The sequence below is a fragment of the Herbiconiux dendrobii genome, assembly GCF_052048175.1.
Taxonomy (GTDB): Bacteria; Actinomycetota; Actinomycetes; order Actinomycetales; family Microbacteriaceae; genus Herbiconiux.
The window spans coordinates 334,430-349,852 of record NZ_JBLZQV010000002.1; the positions used below are offsets into that span (position 1 = coordinate 334,430).

Here is a 15,423-nt window from a genome sequence, read left to right on the forward strand (position 1 = left end):
GGGAACGCACAGCGCTCACGACACCGCGCATCCGCCCGTGGTGGGATGGATGCCATGCCCACCGACGCGCACCTCCCGACTGCTCCGACGCCCGCGACGACGGATGCCGCCACCCCCGCCGCACCCGTTCGCTTCGCCCTCGACGCGGGCGGCGACATCGCGAGCACTCCCCTGCAGCTGGAAGCCGCGGCGGTGCAGGCCGAGGCCGCAGGATTCGACGGCGTGCTCGTCACCGAGACCCGGCACGACCCGTTCGTGGCCCTCACCTTGGCCGCCCGCGCCACCGAGCGCGTGCAGCTCTCCAGCGCGATCGCGGTGGCGTTCGCGCGCAACCCCATGAACACCGCGATGCTCGCGAACGACCTGCAGCTGGTCTCGGGCGGCCGCTTCGTGCTCGGCCTCGGCTCGCAGATCAAGCCGCACATCGAGCGCCGGTTCAGCATGCCCTGGTCGCACCCGGCCAAGCGGATGCGCGAGTACATCGAGGCGCTCCGGGCCATCTGGGCGAGCTGGCAGACCGGCGAGCGCCTGAACTTCCGCGGCGAGTTCTACTCGCACACCCTGATGTCGCCCATGTTCAGCCCCGGACCGAACCCGCACGGCACCCCGCGCATCCTGCTCGCCGGCGTGGGCGAACTGATGACCGAGACGGCCGGCGCCGTGGCCGACGGCTTCCTCAGCCACAGCTTCACCACCCGCCGCTACCTCGACGAGGTGAGCATCCCGGCCCTCCGCCGGGGCCGGGCCTCCGCCGGCCGGGCCGTCGACGGCAGCGACGACGTCGAGATCAGCCTCCCCGCCTTCGTGGCGATCGGCACCACGGATGCGGAGCTCGCCACCGCGCGCCAGGCCGTCAAGAAGCAGATCGCCTTCTACGGTTCGACGCCCGCGTACCGCGGAGTGCTCGAGCTGCACGGCTGGGACGGCCTGCACGAGACCCTGCACGCCGGCTCGGTGCGCGGGGAGTGGGACGCGATGGCCGATGCCGTCTCCGACGAGGTGCTGGCCGAGTTCGCCGTGACCGGATCCCCCGCCGAGGTCGCAGCGGGCCTGCGCGACCGCTTCGGCGGCATCGTCTCCCGCCTCTCCTTCAGCGCCCCGTACCCGGTGTCGCCCGAGGTCTGGGCAGAACTCGTGCGCGAGCTCCGCTGACAACTCAGCCGCGGTGGGTTCGGGCCTTCAGGTACGCGGACACCGCATCGGAGGCCGTCTGGTGGTCGACGACGTCGGGCTCGCCCGAGGTCGTGATGGTTCCGACGAGGGCTCCCTCGACGAAGATCGGGATCGATCCGCCGTGCGCCCGCACGAAGGAGTGGTCGATGCCGCGGTCGTCGACCTGCTCGAACGGAGTACCCGCCTCCTCGTGGCGCAGGCGCACCAGGAGCGACGGCACCGCGAACATCCGGGCGGCGGCGGCCTTGCCGGCCAGCCACGGGTCGTTGCCCGGGCCGGTCGAGCCGAGCTTCGCCCGGAACACCAGGTCGAGGCCGTCGGTGGGTGACGAACCGGCGGCGCCGACGGATGCGGCGGCGGCGGCATCCGGGTCGTCGATGAGCACCACGTCCACGGCCAGGTCGAGCCCGCGCTCACGGATGAGGGCGGCCGCGATCGTGCCGAGCTCGAAGGCGTCCTCCTTGGTGAAGGAGGGCACGTCGAACGGCGCCACGGAATCGAGCTCGGCGACGGTGTAGACGGGCAGGTCGGCCGGTCCGGACCCGGCGGAGCCGGCGGGCTCGGCGGCGTGCGCCCCGCTCACGGCACGCGGCCGATCCACTCGGGGGTGCTGAATTTGGTGCGCACCAACTCCTCGGCCTTGGCACGCTCGTCAGCGGTGATCTCGCCATCCGTCGCCCCGTACAGGCCCTTGAAGGTGCCGATCAGGCGGTCGATGATCTCGTCGCGGGGCAGGCCGGTCTGGCTGCGCAGCGGGTCGACGCGCTTGGCGGCCGACTTGGTGCCCTTGTCGCTCATCTTCTCGCGCCCGATCCGCAGCACCTGCACCATCTTCTCGCCGTCCATGTCGTAGCTGAGCGTGGCGTGGTGCATCACCGCCCCGTTGCCGAGCCGTTTCTGCGCGGCGCCGCCGATCTTGCCCTTGGCGGAGGTGATGTCGTTCAGCGGCTGGTAGAACGCGTCGATGCCGAGCGACTTGAGGGCGGTGATGACCCACTCGTCGAGGTAGGCGTAGGAGTCGGCGAACGACATGCCCTGCACCAGGGCGGCCGGGGCGTAGATCGAGTAGGTGATGACGGAGTTGGCGTCCATGAACATGGCGCCCCCGCCGGAGATGCGGCGCACGATCTCGAAGCCGTACTTCGCGGCGTTCTCGGGATCGACCTCGTTCTTCACCGACTGGAAGCTGCCGATCACCACGGCGGGCTCGTTCCACTCCCAGATGCGCAGGGTGGGCCGGCGCCGCCCCTCCCCCACCTCGATGGCGAGCACCTCGTCGAGCGCGAGCTGCATCTGCGGCGTCTCGGCGCCCGAGTGGATGAGCTCCCACTCGTAGGCGTCCCAGCTGGCGGCGGAGGCGAGCGCCCGGCGCACGGCGACGGCGACGGCCTCGGCGCTGAAGCCGAGCAGCACCGCGTCGGCGGGAAGCGCGTTCTTGACGGCCGCGGCGATCGTGGCGGCGTCGCTGCCCACGGGCAGACCGTTCACGGCCGCGTCGATCAGCGGCAGCGCGTCGTCCGGTTCGAGGAAGAAGTCGCCGGCCAGCCGGAACCCCGCGATACGCCCCTCGACCTCGTCGAGATCGACCACGACGAGCTTGCCGCCGGGCACCTTGTATTCACCGTGCATGTCAGTCCTCCTTGGACACGCCCAGCCTACTTCCGGCCACGTCTGACTGCGCGTCATCGCTCAATGAACGAAGTCGACCTCCCAGATCTGAAATCCGTCGATTGCGGCCGGAGATAGAACGCGCCCTGAGCGGACTCCGATCGCCCTCTGATCCCACGTGATGGCATTGCATGTGCCGGTCACCTCTCCAGCGGACGATCCGAACAGATCTGCCGCAAGAACGGGAGTACCGAAAGTGTCGTGACCAAGATGGAGGTTCATCGTTCGGGAGTAGCCGTTAGTACAAACCACCGAAACCCTCCATGGACTGACCCAACCATCGGCGCGTCCAACGATGGCTGAAGGGGCGACTTCGCTGCGAATCGAGAAGTTGACGATCTTGTCTGGGGCGATGACCGTGTCCGCCGATTGCAATCGCACCGAAGGCGTCGGCGACGGGGTGGGCGTCGGCGAGCACGCGGGTGGTGCCGGCACCTGACTGCACGCAGGCAGAGCCTGAGCCGTTGATGCACCCACGAGCACGGCTGACGAAAGGACGCCAACTCCGAACATGAACGACATGACTCGGAGTGCGCGAGCAGGAACTGTGTTGAACATTGTTGCCTCTCTTCGAAAGCAGCACCTTATCGCTTACTGACGTATTCTCAGTTTATGAATTCGACCATGAGATTTTTGGTGAGTGCCATTGTCGCCTTCGTTACGATCGGCACATCGTCTTGCGCATCGACTCCGCCGCCCATCGCATCTTCCTCGCGCGCAAGCGCATCCGAGGGGGGCGCGTCCGCGCTCGGGGCGGACAGCGCCGCACAGGACGTCCCCGCATCGGGGTGGGTGGCGGATGCCTCTTGGCCGCCGGTAGTCGTCGATCCAGACCCGATTGAGATCACGATCCCGACTTCCTGGTCCGAGGCCGACAAGGAGCAGGCGCGCGAATGGGTCACCGTGCAGCAGAACACGAGGGCCTGCGTCTTGGATCGCGGCGAGGTCTACATCTACCATTCGATCTGGAACGAGTTCGACGAGACCGGTGCGCCGGTCGATGCCGTGCCGCCGAGCAATTGGGCCTCGCATTTCGAGCATCCGTTCATGAGCTTCATGAACTCGGTCGTAGTGTGCTTCGATCGCGCTCTCACCGCGATCGGGCGCCCTACTAGCGGCCCCCTCGAGTTCGCACCGCGAGCGCCCAGGTTCGAGCCGGCCGACTTCGCCGACCCGGCCACCCTCGACATCCCGGCGGAGTGGAGTGCCGACGAACAGGCGAGCGCCCGAACCAGTTGGGAGGTCGAGCTGGTAGTACGGCAATGCATGAGCGATGCCGGCTATCCGAGCTACGGACAGCCTCCCTACTGGAAGATGACAGATGCCATCCGCGGCCAGGACCGCTGGACCGCCACGATCCCGGCCGCAGACCGAGCTGCGGCCGAGATCGCCCTCGACGGATACGCCGACAACATCCCCTACGATCCCGACCGAGCTGGGTGCTGGGGCCAGGCCAATGCGCAGGTGGGCGACTGAGCAGCCGCTCGTTCTGGTTTGTCAGCGCGGCTCAGGGGGTGGCGGGGCGGGCGCGGGGCGGTAGCGGTGCTCGGGGCGGCCGGTGGCGCCGTACTGGAGCTCGATCGCGAGTTGGCCCTCCTGGGCGAGGGAGGAGAGGTAGCGCTGGGCCGTGGCACGGGAGATGCCGACGCGCTCGGCCACCGCGGGGGCCGCGAGGGCGTCGGCGGATGCGGCGAGCGCCTCGAGCACGGCCGTCTCGGTGGGTGAGCGGCGGGCCGACGACTCCCGCGCCGCCGAGCCGTGCAGAGCGCGACGGGCGCGCTCGATGACGTCTTGGCTGAGCTCGGGGCCGGCGTCGAGCAGGTTGCGGTAGCGCGTGTAGGCGTGCAGCAGGTCGGTGAGCCGCTCGTCGGCGAAGGGCTTCACGAGGTAGCCGAAGGCGCCGCGCTGGAACGCCCGGCGCACCGCCGCCGAGGTGACGGCCGCGCTCAGCACGATCGCGTCGACTTCGTAGGCGCGCACGAGGTCGAGCCCGCTGCCGTCGGGGAGGTAGATGTCGGCGAGCAGCAGGTCGGGCCGCTCGGCGTCGATCAGGGAGCGGGCCTCGGCCACCGTGCCCGCGGAACCGACGACGGCGAAGCCCTCGACCCCCTCCACGATCCGGGTGTGCAGCCGGGCCACGTGGAAGTCGTCGTCGACGACGACCACACGGAAGCGCTCCGCGGCGCCGCTCACGAGCCGTCCTCCGGCTCGAACTGCTCGTCGAGGCGGGCGCAGAACACGGCGCCGTGGGCACGCGCGCCGGTGGTGGGGCCGGCCATCGCGAGCCAGAGCTCGCCGCCGTGCCGCCGCGCCACCTCGGCCGAGAGCCGCAGGCCGATCCCGTGGCCGTGCTCCGGTTCGAGGGCGGAGACCGACTTCTTCGCGGGGGCGTCCCCGTCCGGCATCCCCTTACCTGCCTCGGGTGCCCGGCTCGCGAACGGGTCGCCTGCGACCCCGTCGCCCGAGTCCATCACCGAGAGGTGCAGCTCGTCGCCGTGCCGGAGCGCCTCCACCTCCACCCAGCGCGGCGCCCGCGCCGATCCGGCCGCCGCTTCGATGCCGTTGTCGACGAGGTTGCCGAGCACGGTGGTGACGTCTTCCGGATGCCGCAGCGAACCGCTCACCTCGGCGTCGGGGCCGATCCGCAGAGTCACCCCACGACGCTCGGCCTCCATCGCCTTGGCGCCGAGGAAGGCCTGCAGGTACGGCTCCCGGATGAGCCCCGCGCCCTCGAGCGGGAAGCGGACCGGTCCGTGATCGCCCACCTCCGCGAGATAGCGCAGCGCCTCTTCGCTGTCGCCGCCGCGCACCAGCCCGGTCACCACGTGGATGCGGTTCGCGAACTCGTGCCGCTGTTCGCGCAGCGCGCTGGCGAGCGTGCCCACGGCGGTCAGCCGGCGGGACAGGTTCTCGACGTCGGTGACGTCGCGCACGATCACCACCCGCCCGAGCAGCCGCCCGTCGCGCCGCACCTCGTGCACGTCGACGTACAGCAGCCGACTGCCCACGGCCAGGGGCTCGGATGCGCCAACCGCCGTCCCCGCCGTGCCCGCCGTGCCCGCCGTGCCCGAGGCGCTCCGGATGCGTTCCCGCACCCCCGCATCCGGGATCGCCTCGTCGACGACCCGGCCCACGGCATCCGTCGGCCCGAGTCCGAGCAGCTCGGCCGCCCGCTCGTTGCACACCCTCACGACCCCCTCCACCGAGAGGCCCAGCACCCCGTCGTCGACGCCCTGCAGCACGGCCTGCTGGTCGTGCACGAGCTCGAGCAGCTCCTCGGGCTCGAGACCGAGTGTCTTCGTGCGCAACCGGCGCGTGATGAACGCGGCCAGCACCGCGCCCACGCCGAGCGCGAAGGCGGTGGACAGCGCCACCGGTACCGCATCCGCGAGCACCGTCGACCAGACCTCGGTGGGCGGCAGCCCCACGCTCACCTCGCCGACCACGCGCGACGGATCCGCCGCCCCGTAGATCGGCACCTTGGCGCGCGCGGAGTCGCCGAGCGTGCCGCGCTCCCAGCTCACGACCTCCTCGCCGCGGAGCGCCGCATCCGGGCTCGTCGACACCGGATCGCCGATCTCGGCGGGGTTCGGATGCGCGAGCCGACGCCCCGTGTCGTCGGTGATCACGACGAACAGCGCTCCGGTGCGCGCCTGAACCTCGCGGGCGTAGTCGTCGAGACCGGAGTCGACCAGCTGCGCGTCGGTGGAGGGCACCGCGCGATCCGACTCCGTCTCGGCGGCCTCGCGAACGCCGGGCGTCTCGGCCACGGTCTGCGCCACCCGCAGCGCCGACTCCTGGGTCTGCTGCACCAGCCGGTTGAAGCCCGTCACCGCGAACAGCACGAGCGTGATCAGCGACACCAGGATCATCGCCGCCACGATCCAGCGGTTGATCTGCCGGGTGAAGAGCGCGCGCCGCGGCTGCTGTGCCACCCGCCGCTCCATCGCCATGCCCGAATGCTACCCACGCCGTCCGACGTCCGGTGAGCAGAATGCGCAGAACGGGTTCAACGCGCGATTCGCTCGCAATGCGCAGTAGCGCGCGAGGGGCATCCGTCCCTTCCTACGCTGTCCGGAACGCCGGCCCACCCGCCGACGCCGGAAGAAGACGAAGGAGTCTCGGATGCTGGTTCTGCTCGGGTTCGGAATGGTCGCCACCTTCATGGTGCTGATCATGACCAAACGGATGACGCCGGTGCTCGCACTGATCATCGTGCCGACCATCTTCGGCCTCTTCGCCGGCGCCGGTCTCGGCATCGGCGACATGGCGATGGACGCGATCGGGGGACTCGCCCCCACGGCCGCGCTGCTGATGTTCGCCATCATCTACTTCGGCCTGATGATCGACGTGGGCCTCTTCGACCCGCTGGTGCGCATCATCCTGCGGGTCGTCGGCCACGACCCCGTGAAGGTGGTGGTGGGCACGGCACTGCTCGCGGCGGTCATCTCGCTCGACGGCGACGGCTCCACCACGTTCATCGTGGTGACCAGCGCGATGCTGCCGATCTACCTGCGGCTGGGGCTCAGCCCGGTGGTGCTCACCGTGGTGGCGGGGCTCGCGAACGGCACCATGAACATCCTGCCCTGGGGCGGACCGACGGCCCGTGCCGCCGCCGCCCTCGACCTCTCGCCGAGCGAGGTGTTCGTGCCGATGATCCCGTCGATGGCCGTGGGTCTCGCCATCATCTTCGTGTTCTCCTGGCACCTGGGGCTGATGGAGCGCAAGCGTCTGGGCACGATCGACCTGCCCGAGGAGGCGTCGGTGTCGACGGATGCTCGTGGCGGCTTCCTGCGCCGGGCGGCCGGCGGATCGGCGACGGCGAGCGCGACGGGTGCGGGTGCGGGTGCGGGCAGCGCATCCGGAACCGGGCGGGGCCGCCTCTCCACCGACGTCGCCCGCATCTCCACCAGCTCGCTGCGCGCTCTCGTGAACCCCGCCGACACGGCGATGGCCGACACGATGCTCGACCCGCAGCGGCCGACACTGCGCCCGAAGCTGTTCTGGTTCAACCTCGTACTGACCGTAGCCGTGATGGTGCTGCTGGTAGCCGACGTGCTGCCGCTGGCCTACGTTTTCATGGCCGGGAGCGCCATCGCGATCATCGTGAACTTCCCCCGGGTCTCCGACCAGGCCGCGCGGATCGTGGCGCACGCGCCCTCGATCGTCGGCGTGGTCTCGATGGTGCTCGCGGCCGGCGTGCTGATCGGCGTGCTGGAGGGAACCGGCATGGTCGACGCGATGGCCGCCTGGGTGGCCGGTTCGATCCCCGCCGAGCTCGGCGCGTTCTCGGCCGTCATCACGGGCCTGTTGAGCATCCCGATGACCTTCTTCCTCTCCAACGACGCGTTCTACTTCGGCATCCTGCCGGTGCTCTCCGAGAGCGCGGCGGCCTTCGGCATCGCGCCCGTCGACATGGCCCGGGCCTCGATCACCGGGCAGGTCGTGCACATGCAGAGCCCGCTGGTGCCGGCCATCCTGCTGCTCGTCTCGCTCGCGGGCGTGAACCTCGGCGACCACCACAAGCGGGTGCTCTGGCGCGCCGTCGTCGTCGCCCTCGCGATGCTCGTGGTGGGCGTGCTGCTCGGCGCGATCGGCATCGGCTGAGCGGGCCACCGTGGCCGCATTCAGCGAGAACCGAAATACGGCGATAACACGGCGTTCACGCGCAGCAAGTACCGTTGACGTCATGACTTCCACCGTCACCCGCGACGCGAGCCGCCTGACCGCCGCCCGCGCCCTGCTGTTCGACCTCGACGGCGTGCTCACCCCCACGGTCGACGTGCACATGCGGGCCTGGGCCCGGCTGTTCGCGCCCTACCTCGAGGCCGAGGGCGCGGATCCGTACACCGACGACGACTACTACCTCTGGATCGACGGCAAGCCGCGGGTCGACGGGGTGCGCTCGCTGCTGGAATCGCGGGGGCTCTCGCTGCCCGACGGCACGCCCGAGGACGAGCCGGGCGCAGCCACGGTGTGGGGCCTCGGCAACCTCAAGAACGGCGAGTTCGCGGCCGAGCTCGAGGAGAACGGCGTCGCCCCGTACCCCGGATCGCTCGTCTTCCTCACCGCCGCGATCGACGCCGGCTACGAGGTCGCGGTGGTCTCCAGCTCGCGCAACGCCGAGGGGGTGCTGGAGGCCGCCGGCATCCGGGACCGCTTCGTGGTGATCGTCGACGGGATGCGGTCGGCCGCCGAGAGCCTGCCCGGCAAGCCCGCCCCCGACACCTACCTGCGCGCCGCCGAACTGCTCGGGCTGAGCCCGGCCGAGTGCGTCGTGGTGGAGGATGCGCACTCCGGCGTGCAGGCCGGCCGCGACGGCGAGTTCGGCCTCGTGGTGGGCGTCGACCGCGGGGTGGGCGCGCAGGAGCTGCTGGATTCCGGCGCCGACATCGTGGTCGAGGATCTCGACGAGCTCACCGCCGCCCTGCGCTGAGGCGAGTTCTCCACAGGCGGCCTTCTCCGCCGATCCATCCCCCGGTTCGGGCGGCCGACGCCATCAGCACCCGCTGTTCGCTACCATCGACCGAACCCACCGCCCGACACGCCCGCCCTGCCGGCCGGCCCACCCGCTCCGAGAAAGCGCCCGATGAACCCCATCTCCTCCGACCCGCTCGACCGCTCGCAGTTCCCGCTGGACGAGTGGGCGCTCGTCGAGGCCGAGTTCGACAAGGCCAGCCGCGGCCGCACCGAGACGCTGTTCGCGGTCGGCAACGGCTACCTCGGCCTCCGCGGCAACTTCGAAGAGGGGCACAACGCCTACGCCGAGGGCTCGTTCATCAACGGCTTCCACGACACCTGGCAGATCCGGCACGCCGAGGAGGCCTACGGTTTCGCGCGCGTCGGGCAGACGATCGTCAACGTGCCGGATGCCCGGGTCATCCGCCTCTACGTCGACGACGAGCCCTTCGCCATCGACGACGCCGACACCATCGAGTACTCGCGCACGCTCGACTTCCGCACGGGCGTGCTCGAGCGCGTGGTCGAGTGGCGCACACCCTCGGGCAAGCGCGTTCTGGTGCGCTCGCGCCGGCTGGTCTCGTTCACCGATCGGCACCTCGCCGTCATCGACTACGAGGTCACGATGCTCGACTCCGACGCATCCGTCCTCATCTCGAGCCAGATCCTGAACCGGCAAGACCGGGTGGACGAGTACTCCGCGGCGGGCGGCTCGAACGGCGGCGGCGGCATCGCCGACCCGCGCAAGGCCTCCGGCTTCAGCGACCGGGTGCTGCTGCCCCGCCACAAGTGGATCCACGAGGGCCGGTACGTTCTCGGCTACCGCACCGCCAACTCGGGCATGACGATCGCGGTCGGCGCCGAGCACCACCTCGAGACCGAGAACGTCTACGACGAGTCGGCGCAGATCGACGACGACATCGCCAAGCAGGTGTACCACGTGCGCGCCCGGGCCGGCGAGTGCATCCGGCTGGTCAAGACCATCGCGTACCACACCTCCACCAGCGTGCCGGCGAGCGAGCTGGCCGACCGCACGAACCGTACCCTCGACCGCATCCGCGAGGAGCCGATCGAGCGCGTGTTCGAGCGCCAGGCCGAGTGGCTGGCCGACTTCTGGCGCCGCTCCGACATCGTGGTGGCGGGCCAGCCCGACGTGCAGCAGGCGGTGCGCTGGAACCTGTTCCAGCTCGCGCAGTCGACCGCGCGCACCGACGGCGGCGGCATCGCGGCCAAGGGCGTCTCGGGCTCGGGCTACGGCGGCCACTACTTCTGGGACACCGAGATCTACGTGCTCCCCTACCTCACCTACACGGCGCCGCAGGTGGCGCGCAACGCGCTGCGCTTCCGCGAGCGGATGCTGCCGGCCGCCCGCGACCGCGCCATCGAGCTGAACCAGCGCGGGGCCCTGTTCCCATGGCGCACCATCAACGGTCTCGAGTCCTCGGCCTACTACGCGGCGGGCACGGCGCAGTACCACATCGACGCCGACATCTCGCACGCGCTCTCGCAGTACGTCGCGGCCACCGGCGACCACGACTTCCTCAACCGCGGCGCCATCGACATCCTGGTCGAGACGGCCCGGATGTGGGCCGACCTGGGCTTCTGGCGCGGGCGCGGGGTGGGGGCGGAGTCGTTCCACATCCACGGCGTGACGGGCCCCGACGAGTACACCACGGTGGTCAACGACAACCTGTTCACCAACGTGATGGCGCGCGCGAACCTGCGCGCCGCCGTGCGCCAGACGCGCAAGCTGCGGGCCGACGAGCCCGAGGCCTACGCGCGCATGGTGCAGCGGCTCGAGCTCGGTGAAGACGAGATCGAGGAGTGGGCGGCCGCCGCCGAGGCGATGCACGTGCTCTTCGACGAAGACCTCGGCATCCACCCGCAAGACGCGCAGTTCCTCGAGAAGGAGCTGTGGGACCTCGAGAACACGCCCGCGTCGAAGCGGCCGCTGCTGCTGCACTTCCACCCGCTGGTGATCTACCGCTTCCAGGTGATCAAGCAGGCCGACGTGGTTCTCGCGCTGCTGCTGCAGGGCGATGAGTTCAGCACCGCGCAGAAGCGCGCGAACTTCGAGTACTACGACGCGCTCACCACGGGCGACTCCACCCTCTCCGCATCGACGCAGTCGATCATCGCGGCCGAGGTGGGCTACCGGGAGCTAGCGCTCGGCTACTTCCGGGCGGCGCTGTTCGTCGACCTCGGCGACCTGCACAACAACACGGCCGACGGCATCCACGTGGCCTCGACGGGCGGCGTGTGGAGCGCCCTCGCCTTCGGTTTCGGCGGCATGCGCGACTACCTCGGCAAGTTCACCTTCGACCCGCGCCTGCCCGAGGAGTGGGAGTCGCTGGTCTTCCACGTCACCATCCGCGGCTCCCTGATCGAGGTCGACCTGCGGCAAGACCGCATGACCTTCTGCGTCGAAGAGGGCTCGTCGGTCGTGCTGTACGTGCGCGGCGAGCGCATCGAGGTGGGCCCGGGTGCGCCCGTCACGGTCGCGCTGGCAGACGACCGCCCCACCATCGAGGGCGCGCCCACCACGTCCGACATCGAGGGAACGGTGCGCGCCGACGGCTCGGTCATCACGGCCTCGATGCCCACCATCGTCTCCGACTACGACGAGCCCGACGCCCTCGTCGGCATGGACTAGCCGGGAGCCGACAGACCGAGCCGGGGGTACAGCACCTCGAAGCCCTTCTCGAAGCCGCCCTCCAGCGCGTCCACCACGTGGCCGGCGTTCGGGATGACGTAGTAGGTGGTCTTCCAGCCGGCCGCGGTCGCGGCATCCGACGCCCCCTTGGCCTCGGGGATGAACCCGGGGTCGTTGCCGCCGACGGTGAAGATCGCGACGGTGTCGGGGTAGGCGTGGGCGCCCGACTTGAGGATCGCCTCGGGCTTCTCGGCCTCGAAGGCCGCCTGGTCGCCGCCGAAGAGGTTCGCCACGACCTGGTCGGGCTCCTCCGAGCCCGGGTACTCCTCGCCCGAGATGTCGAGGACGTTGCCCCACACCTCCGGGTACTTCGCACCGTACTTGAACGCGCATCCGCCGCCGTTGGAATAGCCGGCGATCGTCCAGTGCGCCGGGTCCTGCAGGATGCGCAGGTTCGCCTTCGCCCAGCCCACCACGTCCTGCATGATGAACGACTCCGCGTTGCCGAGCTTCGCGGTGTCGGCGCAGACCGGGTCCAGGCTCGGGTCGCCGAGCTGGTCGGCCACGATCACGATCGGCGCGAGCCCCTTGTTCTTGGCGGCGTACTCGTCGAGCACGGTCGCGATGTACTGCGTGTCGGGGTTGCCCGGCTGCCCCATCATCAGCACGAGCAGCGGCAGCTCGGGCGCGTCGGGCACCTGGGCGGCGGGTGGCAGGTAGATGCCGGCGGGGCGCGACGAGAATCCGGAGACCGTGGCCGGGATGACCTGGGTGCCCTGCTTGCCCGTGGTGGGCATGTCGGCGGGCGGCGTCCAGGTCTCGTAGAGCGGCTTGGCCGCCTCGCCGTTCGGATCGGGGCTGGGGTTCGGCGATCCGGTCGGCTTGTTGATGTCGATCGGATGCTCGACCGTCACCCCGAGCAAGCTCGCGAGCGTGGGGTTCAGCCCGAAATACGCGTTGATGCCGAGGGTTCCGGATGCCGCGAACAGCACGATCCCGATGATCGCCACGAGCTTGCGCCACCACCGTGAGCGCCAGAGGTTCACCACGGCGAGCCCGATGGCGGCGAAGGTGGCGACCACCCAGGCATCCGTCTGCACGGTCAGCGGCACGCCGAACACGTTTACGGCCTCGACGATCGCGATGGTGGCGAAGGCGGCGAGCGCCCCGGCCAGCAGCCCGATCAGGGCGGTGAGCACCCAGCGGATGCGCGGCGGGCGGGCGAGCAGGTACACGAAGGCGGCGGCGGCGAGAAGCCAGACGGTCCACGGAACGGGGCCGTCGACGATCCGCAGTTCGAGCAGCGAGTCGGGCATCTCCGGCTACTCGGCGGCCGCGGCGGCCGAAGCGGCGGGCGCCTCGGGAGCGGCCGGCAGGTGGCGGTCGAGCCAGTCCACCAGCTGGGCGACCACCTCGTCGCGGTTGCTCTCGTTGAAGATCTCGTGGCGCGCTTCGGGGTACACGTGCAGCTCGACGTCGGCCAGCCCGGAGCGGGTGCGGTAGGCGTCGCGCAGCTTCTCGGCGCTGCGGCGGCCGCCCAGGATGTCGTCGTCGCCCACCAGGATGAGGATCGGCACGACGGCGCCGAGCCGCTTGGCCGGCCGCCCGAACAACCGCAGCCCGTCGGCCACGCCGAACAGCTTCAGAACCTCGGCGGGGAACATCAGCTCGTCGCCGGCGGCACGCTGCTGGGCGGCGGGATCGCGGCTGAGCCACTCGAACCCGTTCCCCGAGGCCTTGCCCGCCGGCCTGTGGCGGCGGGTGAGGTCTCCGCCGTCCATCGACCCGGGCATCCGGTACGCCGTGCCCGAGAGCACGACGCCGGCGTAGTGCGCCAGCGCGGGTGAGTTCACGAGGATCTGCACCATCAGCGATCCCCAGCTGTGCCCCAGCAGCACGATCGGAACGTCCGGATGCTCGCGGGCGATCCGCACGCCGAGCTGACGGATGTCGTCGACCGTGGCCACGAGCCCGCCGGGGCCGAGACGCCCCATCTTCGACCGGTCGCCGCCGTGCTGGGCCAGTCCCGTCGCCCCGTGACCCCGCTGGTCGGCGGCGTACACGCTGTACCCCGCGGCGTTCAGCTCGCCGGCGAGCGTGGCGTACCGGAGTGCGTGCTCGCCGAGCCCGTGCGCGATCTGCACGACGCCCCGCGGATGCGGCACCGTCCACCCGTAATACATGATCTCGACGCCCTGCTCATCGCGGAACTGCGCGCTGAAATGGGCGCTCGGGGCGGTCTCGTGCGTCGACATACGCCATTGTTGCATGGGGCCGAGCTGACGGAGGTTCCCCCGAAAGGTCCGGCCGTCGTCTCCTCCTCCACAGACCGGCCGTGGCTCAGGAACCGGATCGGGACCTGTGGATAACTGCCGAGGGAGGGTCTGGGGCGTCTAGGTTTCTGGGCATGCAGAACATGACATCCACTCAGATTCGCCGGGCCGTCCTCTCGACGGTGGCCGGCATCGTCCTCGCCTCCAGCGTGCTGGGGGCGACCTCCGCCTTCGCCGAGGAAGTGCCGCCGGGAGGCACGGCCGACGGGCCCGCCACCGCGACCGCCGCGGCGACCACCGTCGAGCGGATCGGCGGCGCCGATCGATACGAGGTCTCGGCGGCGATCTCGGCGCGCACCTTCGCTCCCGACGTGCCCGTGATGTACATCGCATCGGGGGCCGTCTACAGCGACGCCCTGTCGGCGTCGGCTGCCGCGGGGGCGTTCGGAGGTGGAGTGCTGCTGGTCGAGCACGACACCATCCCGCCCGTCATAGCGGATGAACTGACCCGGGTGCGTCCGCAGCAGATCGTCGTGATGGGCGGGGAGGCCACGGTCAGCCGTGCGGTCGAAGTCGCGCTCCGGGCGTACTCCAGCTCGGTCACCCGGGTCGGCGGCGCCGATCGGTACGAGGTGTCGGCGGCCGTGTCCGGGCGCACCTTCGGCACCGCACGGCCGGTGGCGTTCATCGCCTCCGGCGCCGTCTTCTCCGACGCCCTGTCGGGGTCGGCAGCGGCCGGGCACCTGGGTGGCCCCGTGCTGCTGACCGACAAGGCCGTCGTGCCGCCGTCGATCCTCAGCGAACTCAACCGGTTGAACCCGGCTCGGATCGTCGTTCTCGGCGGCTCGTCGACTGTGTCGGATGCGGTGGTCACCCGACTCGGCGCCATCGCACCGACCACGCGCATCAAGGGCGCCGACCGCTTCGACGTGTCCGCTGCGGTCTCGCTGAAGTCGTTCACACCGAGAGCGGGTGCGCCCGTCTACGTGGCCTCGGGAACCGTGTTCGCCGATGCCCTCTCCGGAGGCGCGGCGGCGATCACCGCCGGCAGCCCCGTGCTGCTGGTGGAGAAGGATGTGCTGCCGCCCTCGGTGGCCACCGAGATCCAGCGCCTCGACCCGAGCCGGATCATCGTGCTCGGCGGCACGAGCTCGGTGTCCGACGGCGTGACGGCCGCCCTCGGCCGGCTCTGACTGC

The 15,423-nt window shown here is 70.5% G+C and carries 12 protein-coding genes; 6 read left to right on the forward strand and 6 right to left on the reverse strand.

The features are described 5' to 3' along the window. Positions 1–54: 54 nt before the first annotated feature. Positions 55–1,152 (forward strand): TIGR03617 family F420-dependent LLM class oxidoreductase, encoded by a 1,098-nt coding sequence (locus ACN4JJ_RS06490; protein WP_440709099.1) that lies wholly within the window; start codon positions 55–57, stop codon positions 1,150–1,152. 4 nt (positions 1,153–1,156) lie between these two features. On the opposite strand, the gene ACN4JJ_RS06495 is transcribed toward ACN4JJ_RS06490, so the two are convergent. Together ACN4JJ_RS06495 and lplAB are read right to left on the reverse strand one after the other, a co-directional pair. Beyond that, positions 1,157–1,756 carry a heme-binding protein gene (locus ACN4JJ_RS06495; protein ID WP_440709100.1) on the reverse strand — a complete coding sequence of 200 codons (600 nt, stop codon included), beginning with the start codon at positions 1,754–1,756 and terminating at the stop codon, positions 1,157–1,159. Next, entirely contained in the window at positions 1,753–2,802 is a 1,050-nt protein-coding gene (lplAB, locus tag ACN4JJ_RS06500; RefSeq protein ID WP_440709101.1) for a lipoate-protein ligase LplAB, read from the reverse strand. The genes ACN4JJ_RS06495 and lplAB overlap by 4 nt, the downstream gene beginning before the upstream one ends. Before the next feature lie 651 nt (positions 2,803–3,453). Between lplAB and ACN4JJ_RS06505 the strand changes: the two genes are divergently transcribed. Continuing rightward, entirely contained in the window at positions 3,454–4,317 is an 864-nt protein-coding gene (locus tag ACN4JJ_RS06505; protein ID WP_440709102.1) for a hypothetical protein, read from the forward strand. Between the two features lie 21 nt (positions 4,318–4,338). On the opposite strand, the gene ACN4JJ_RS06510 is transcribed toward ACN4JJ_RS06505, so the two are convergent. Both ACN4JJ_RS06510 and ACN4JJ_RS06515 read right to left on the reverse strand, forming a co-directional pair. Continuing rightward, positions 4,339–5,034 carry a response regulator gene (locus ACN4JJ_RS06510; protein ID WP_440709103.1) on the reverse strand — a complete coding sequence of 232 codons (696 nt, stop codon included), beginning with the start codon at positions 5,032–5,034 and terminating at the stop codon, positions 4,339–4,341. Beyond that, positions 5,031–6,794, reverse strand: a complete 1,764-nt coding sequence (locus ACN4JJ_RS06515; RefSeq protein ID WP_440709104.1) for a sensor histidine kinase — start codon at positions 6,792–6,794, stop codon at positions 5,031–5,033. Before ACN4JJ_RS06515 ends, ACN4JJ_RS06510 begins: the two co-directional genes overlap by 4 nt. 172 nt (positions 6,795–6,966) lie before the next feature. On the opposite strand from ACN4JJ_RS06515, the gene ACN4JJ_RS06520 reads away from it, so the two are divergent. The 3 genes from ACN4JJ_RS06520 to ACN4JJ_RS06530 all read left to right on the forward strand — a co-directional run bounded on the left by ACN4JJ_RS06520 (position 6,967) and on the right by ACN4JJ_RS06530 (position 11,953). After that, positions 6,967–8,448 carry a CitMHS family transporter gene (locus tag ACN4JJ_RS06520; RefSeq protein ID WP_440709105.1) on the forward strand — a complete coding sequence of 494 codons (1,482 nt, stop codon included), beginning with the start codon at positions 6,967–6,969 and terminating at the stop codon, positions 8,446–8,448. Positions 8,449–8,530: 82 nt separating this feature from the next. Then, complete coding sequence (locus tag ACN4JJ_RS06525) at positions 8,531–9,277, forward strand: HAD family hydrolase (protein WP_440709106.1); 747 nt, start codon at positions 8,531–8,533, stop codon at positions 9,275–9,277. A 153-nt stretch (positions 9,278–9,430) separates the two neighbouring features. Continuing rightward, positions 9,431–11,953 (forward strand): glycoside hydrolase family 65 protein, encoded by a 2,523-nt coding sequence (locus ACN4JJ_RS06530; protein ID WP_440709107.1) that lies wholly within the window; start codon positions 9,431–9,433, stop codon positions 11,951–11,953. On the opposite strand, the gene ACN4JJ_RS06535 is transcribed toward ACN4JJ_RS06530, so the two are convergent. Further along, positions 11,950–13,269: an alpha/beta hydrolase gene (locus tag ACN4JJ_RS06535; protein ID WP_440709108.1), complete on the reverse strand. Its 1,320-nt coding sequence runs from the start codon at positions 13,267–13,269 to the stop codon at positions 11,950–11,952. The genes ACN4JJ_RS06530 and ACN4JJ_RS06535 overlap by 4 nt on opposite strands. 6 nt (positions 13,270–13,275) lie before the next feature. Further along, positions 13,276–14,208, reverse strand: a complete 933-nt coding sequence (locus tag ACN4JJ_RS06540; RefSeq protein ID WP_440709109.1) for an alpha/beta fold hydrolase — start codon at positions 14,206–14,208, stop codon at positions 13,276–13,278. Positions 14,209–14,360: 152 nt separating this feature from the next. Here ACN4JJ_RS06540 and ACN4JJ_RS06545 point away from each other — a divergent pair, with 152 nt between their 5' ends. After that, positions 14,361–15,419, forward strand: coding sequence for a cell wall-binding repeat-containing protein (locus ACN4JJ_RS06545; RefSeq protein ID WP_440709110.1), 1,059 nt, complete (start codon positions 14,361–14,363; stop codon positions 15,417–15,419). Positions 15,420–15,423: the final 4 nt, after the last annotated feature.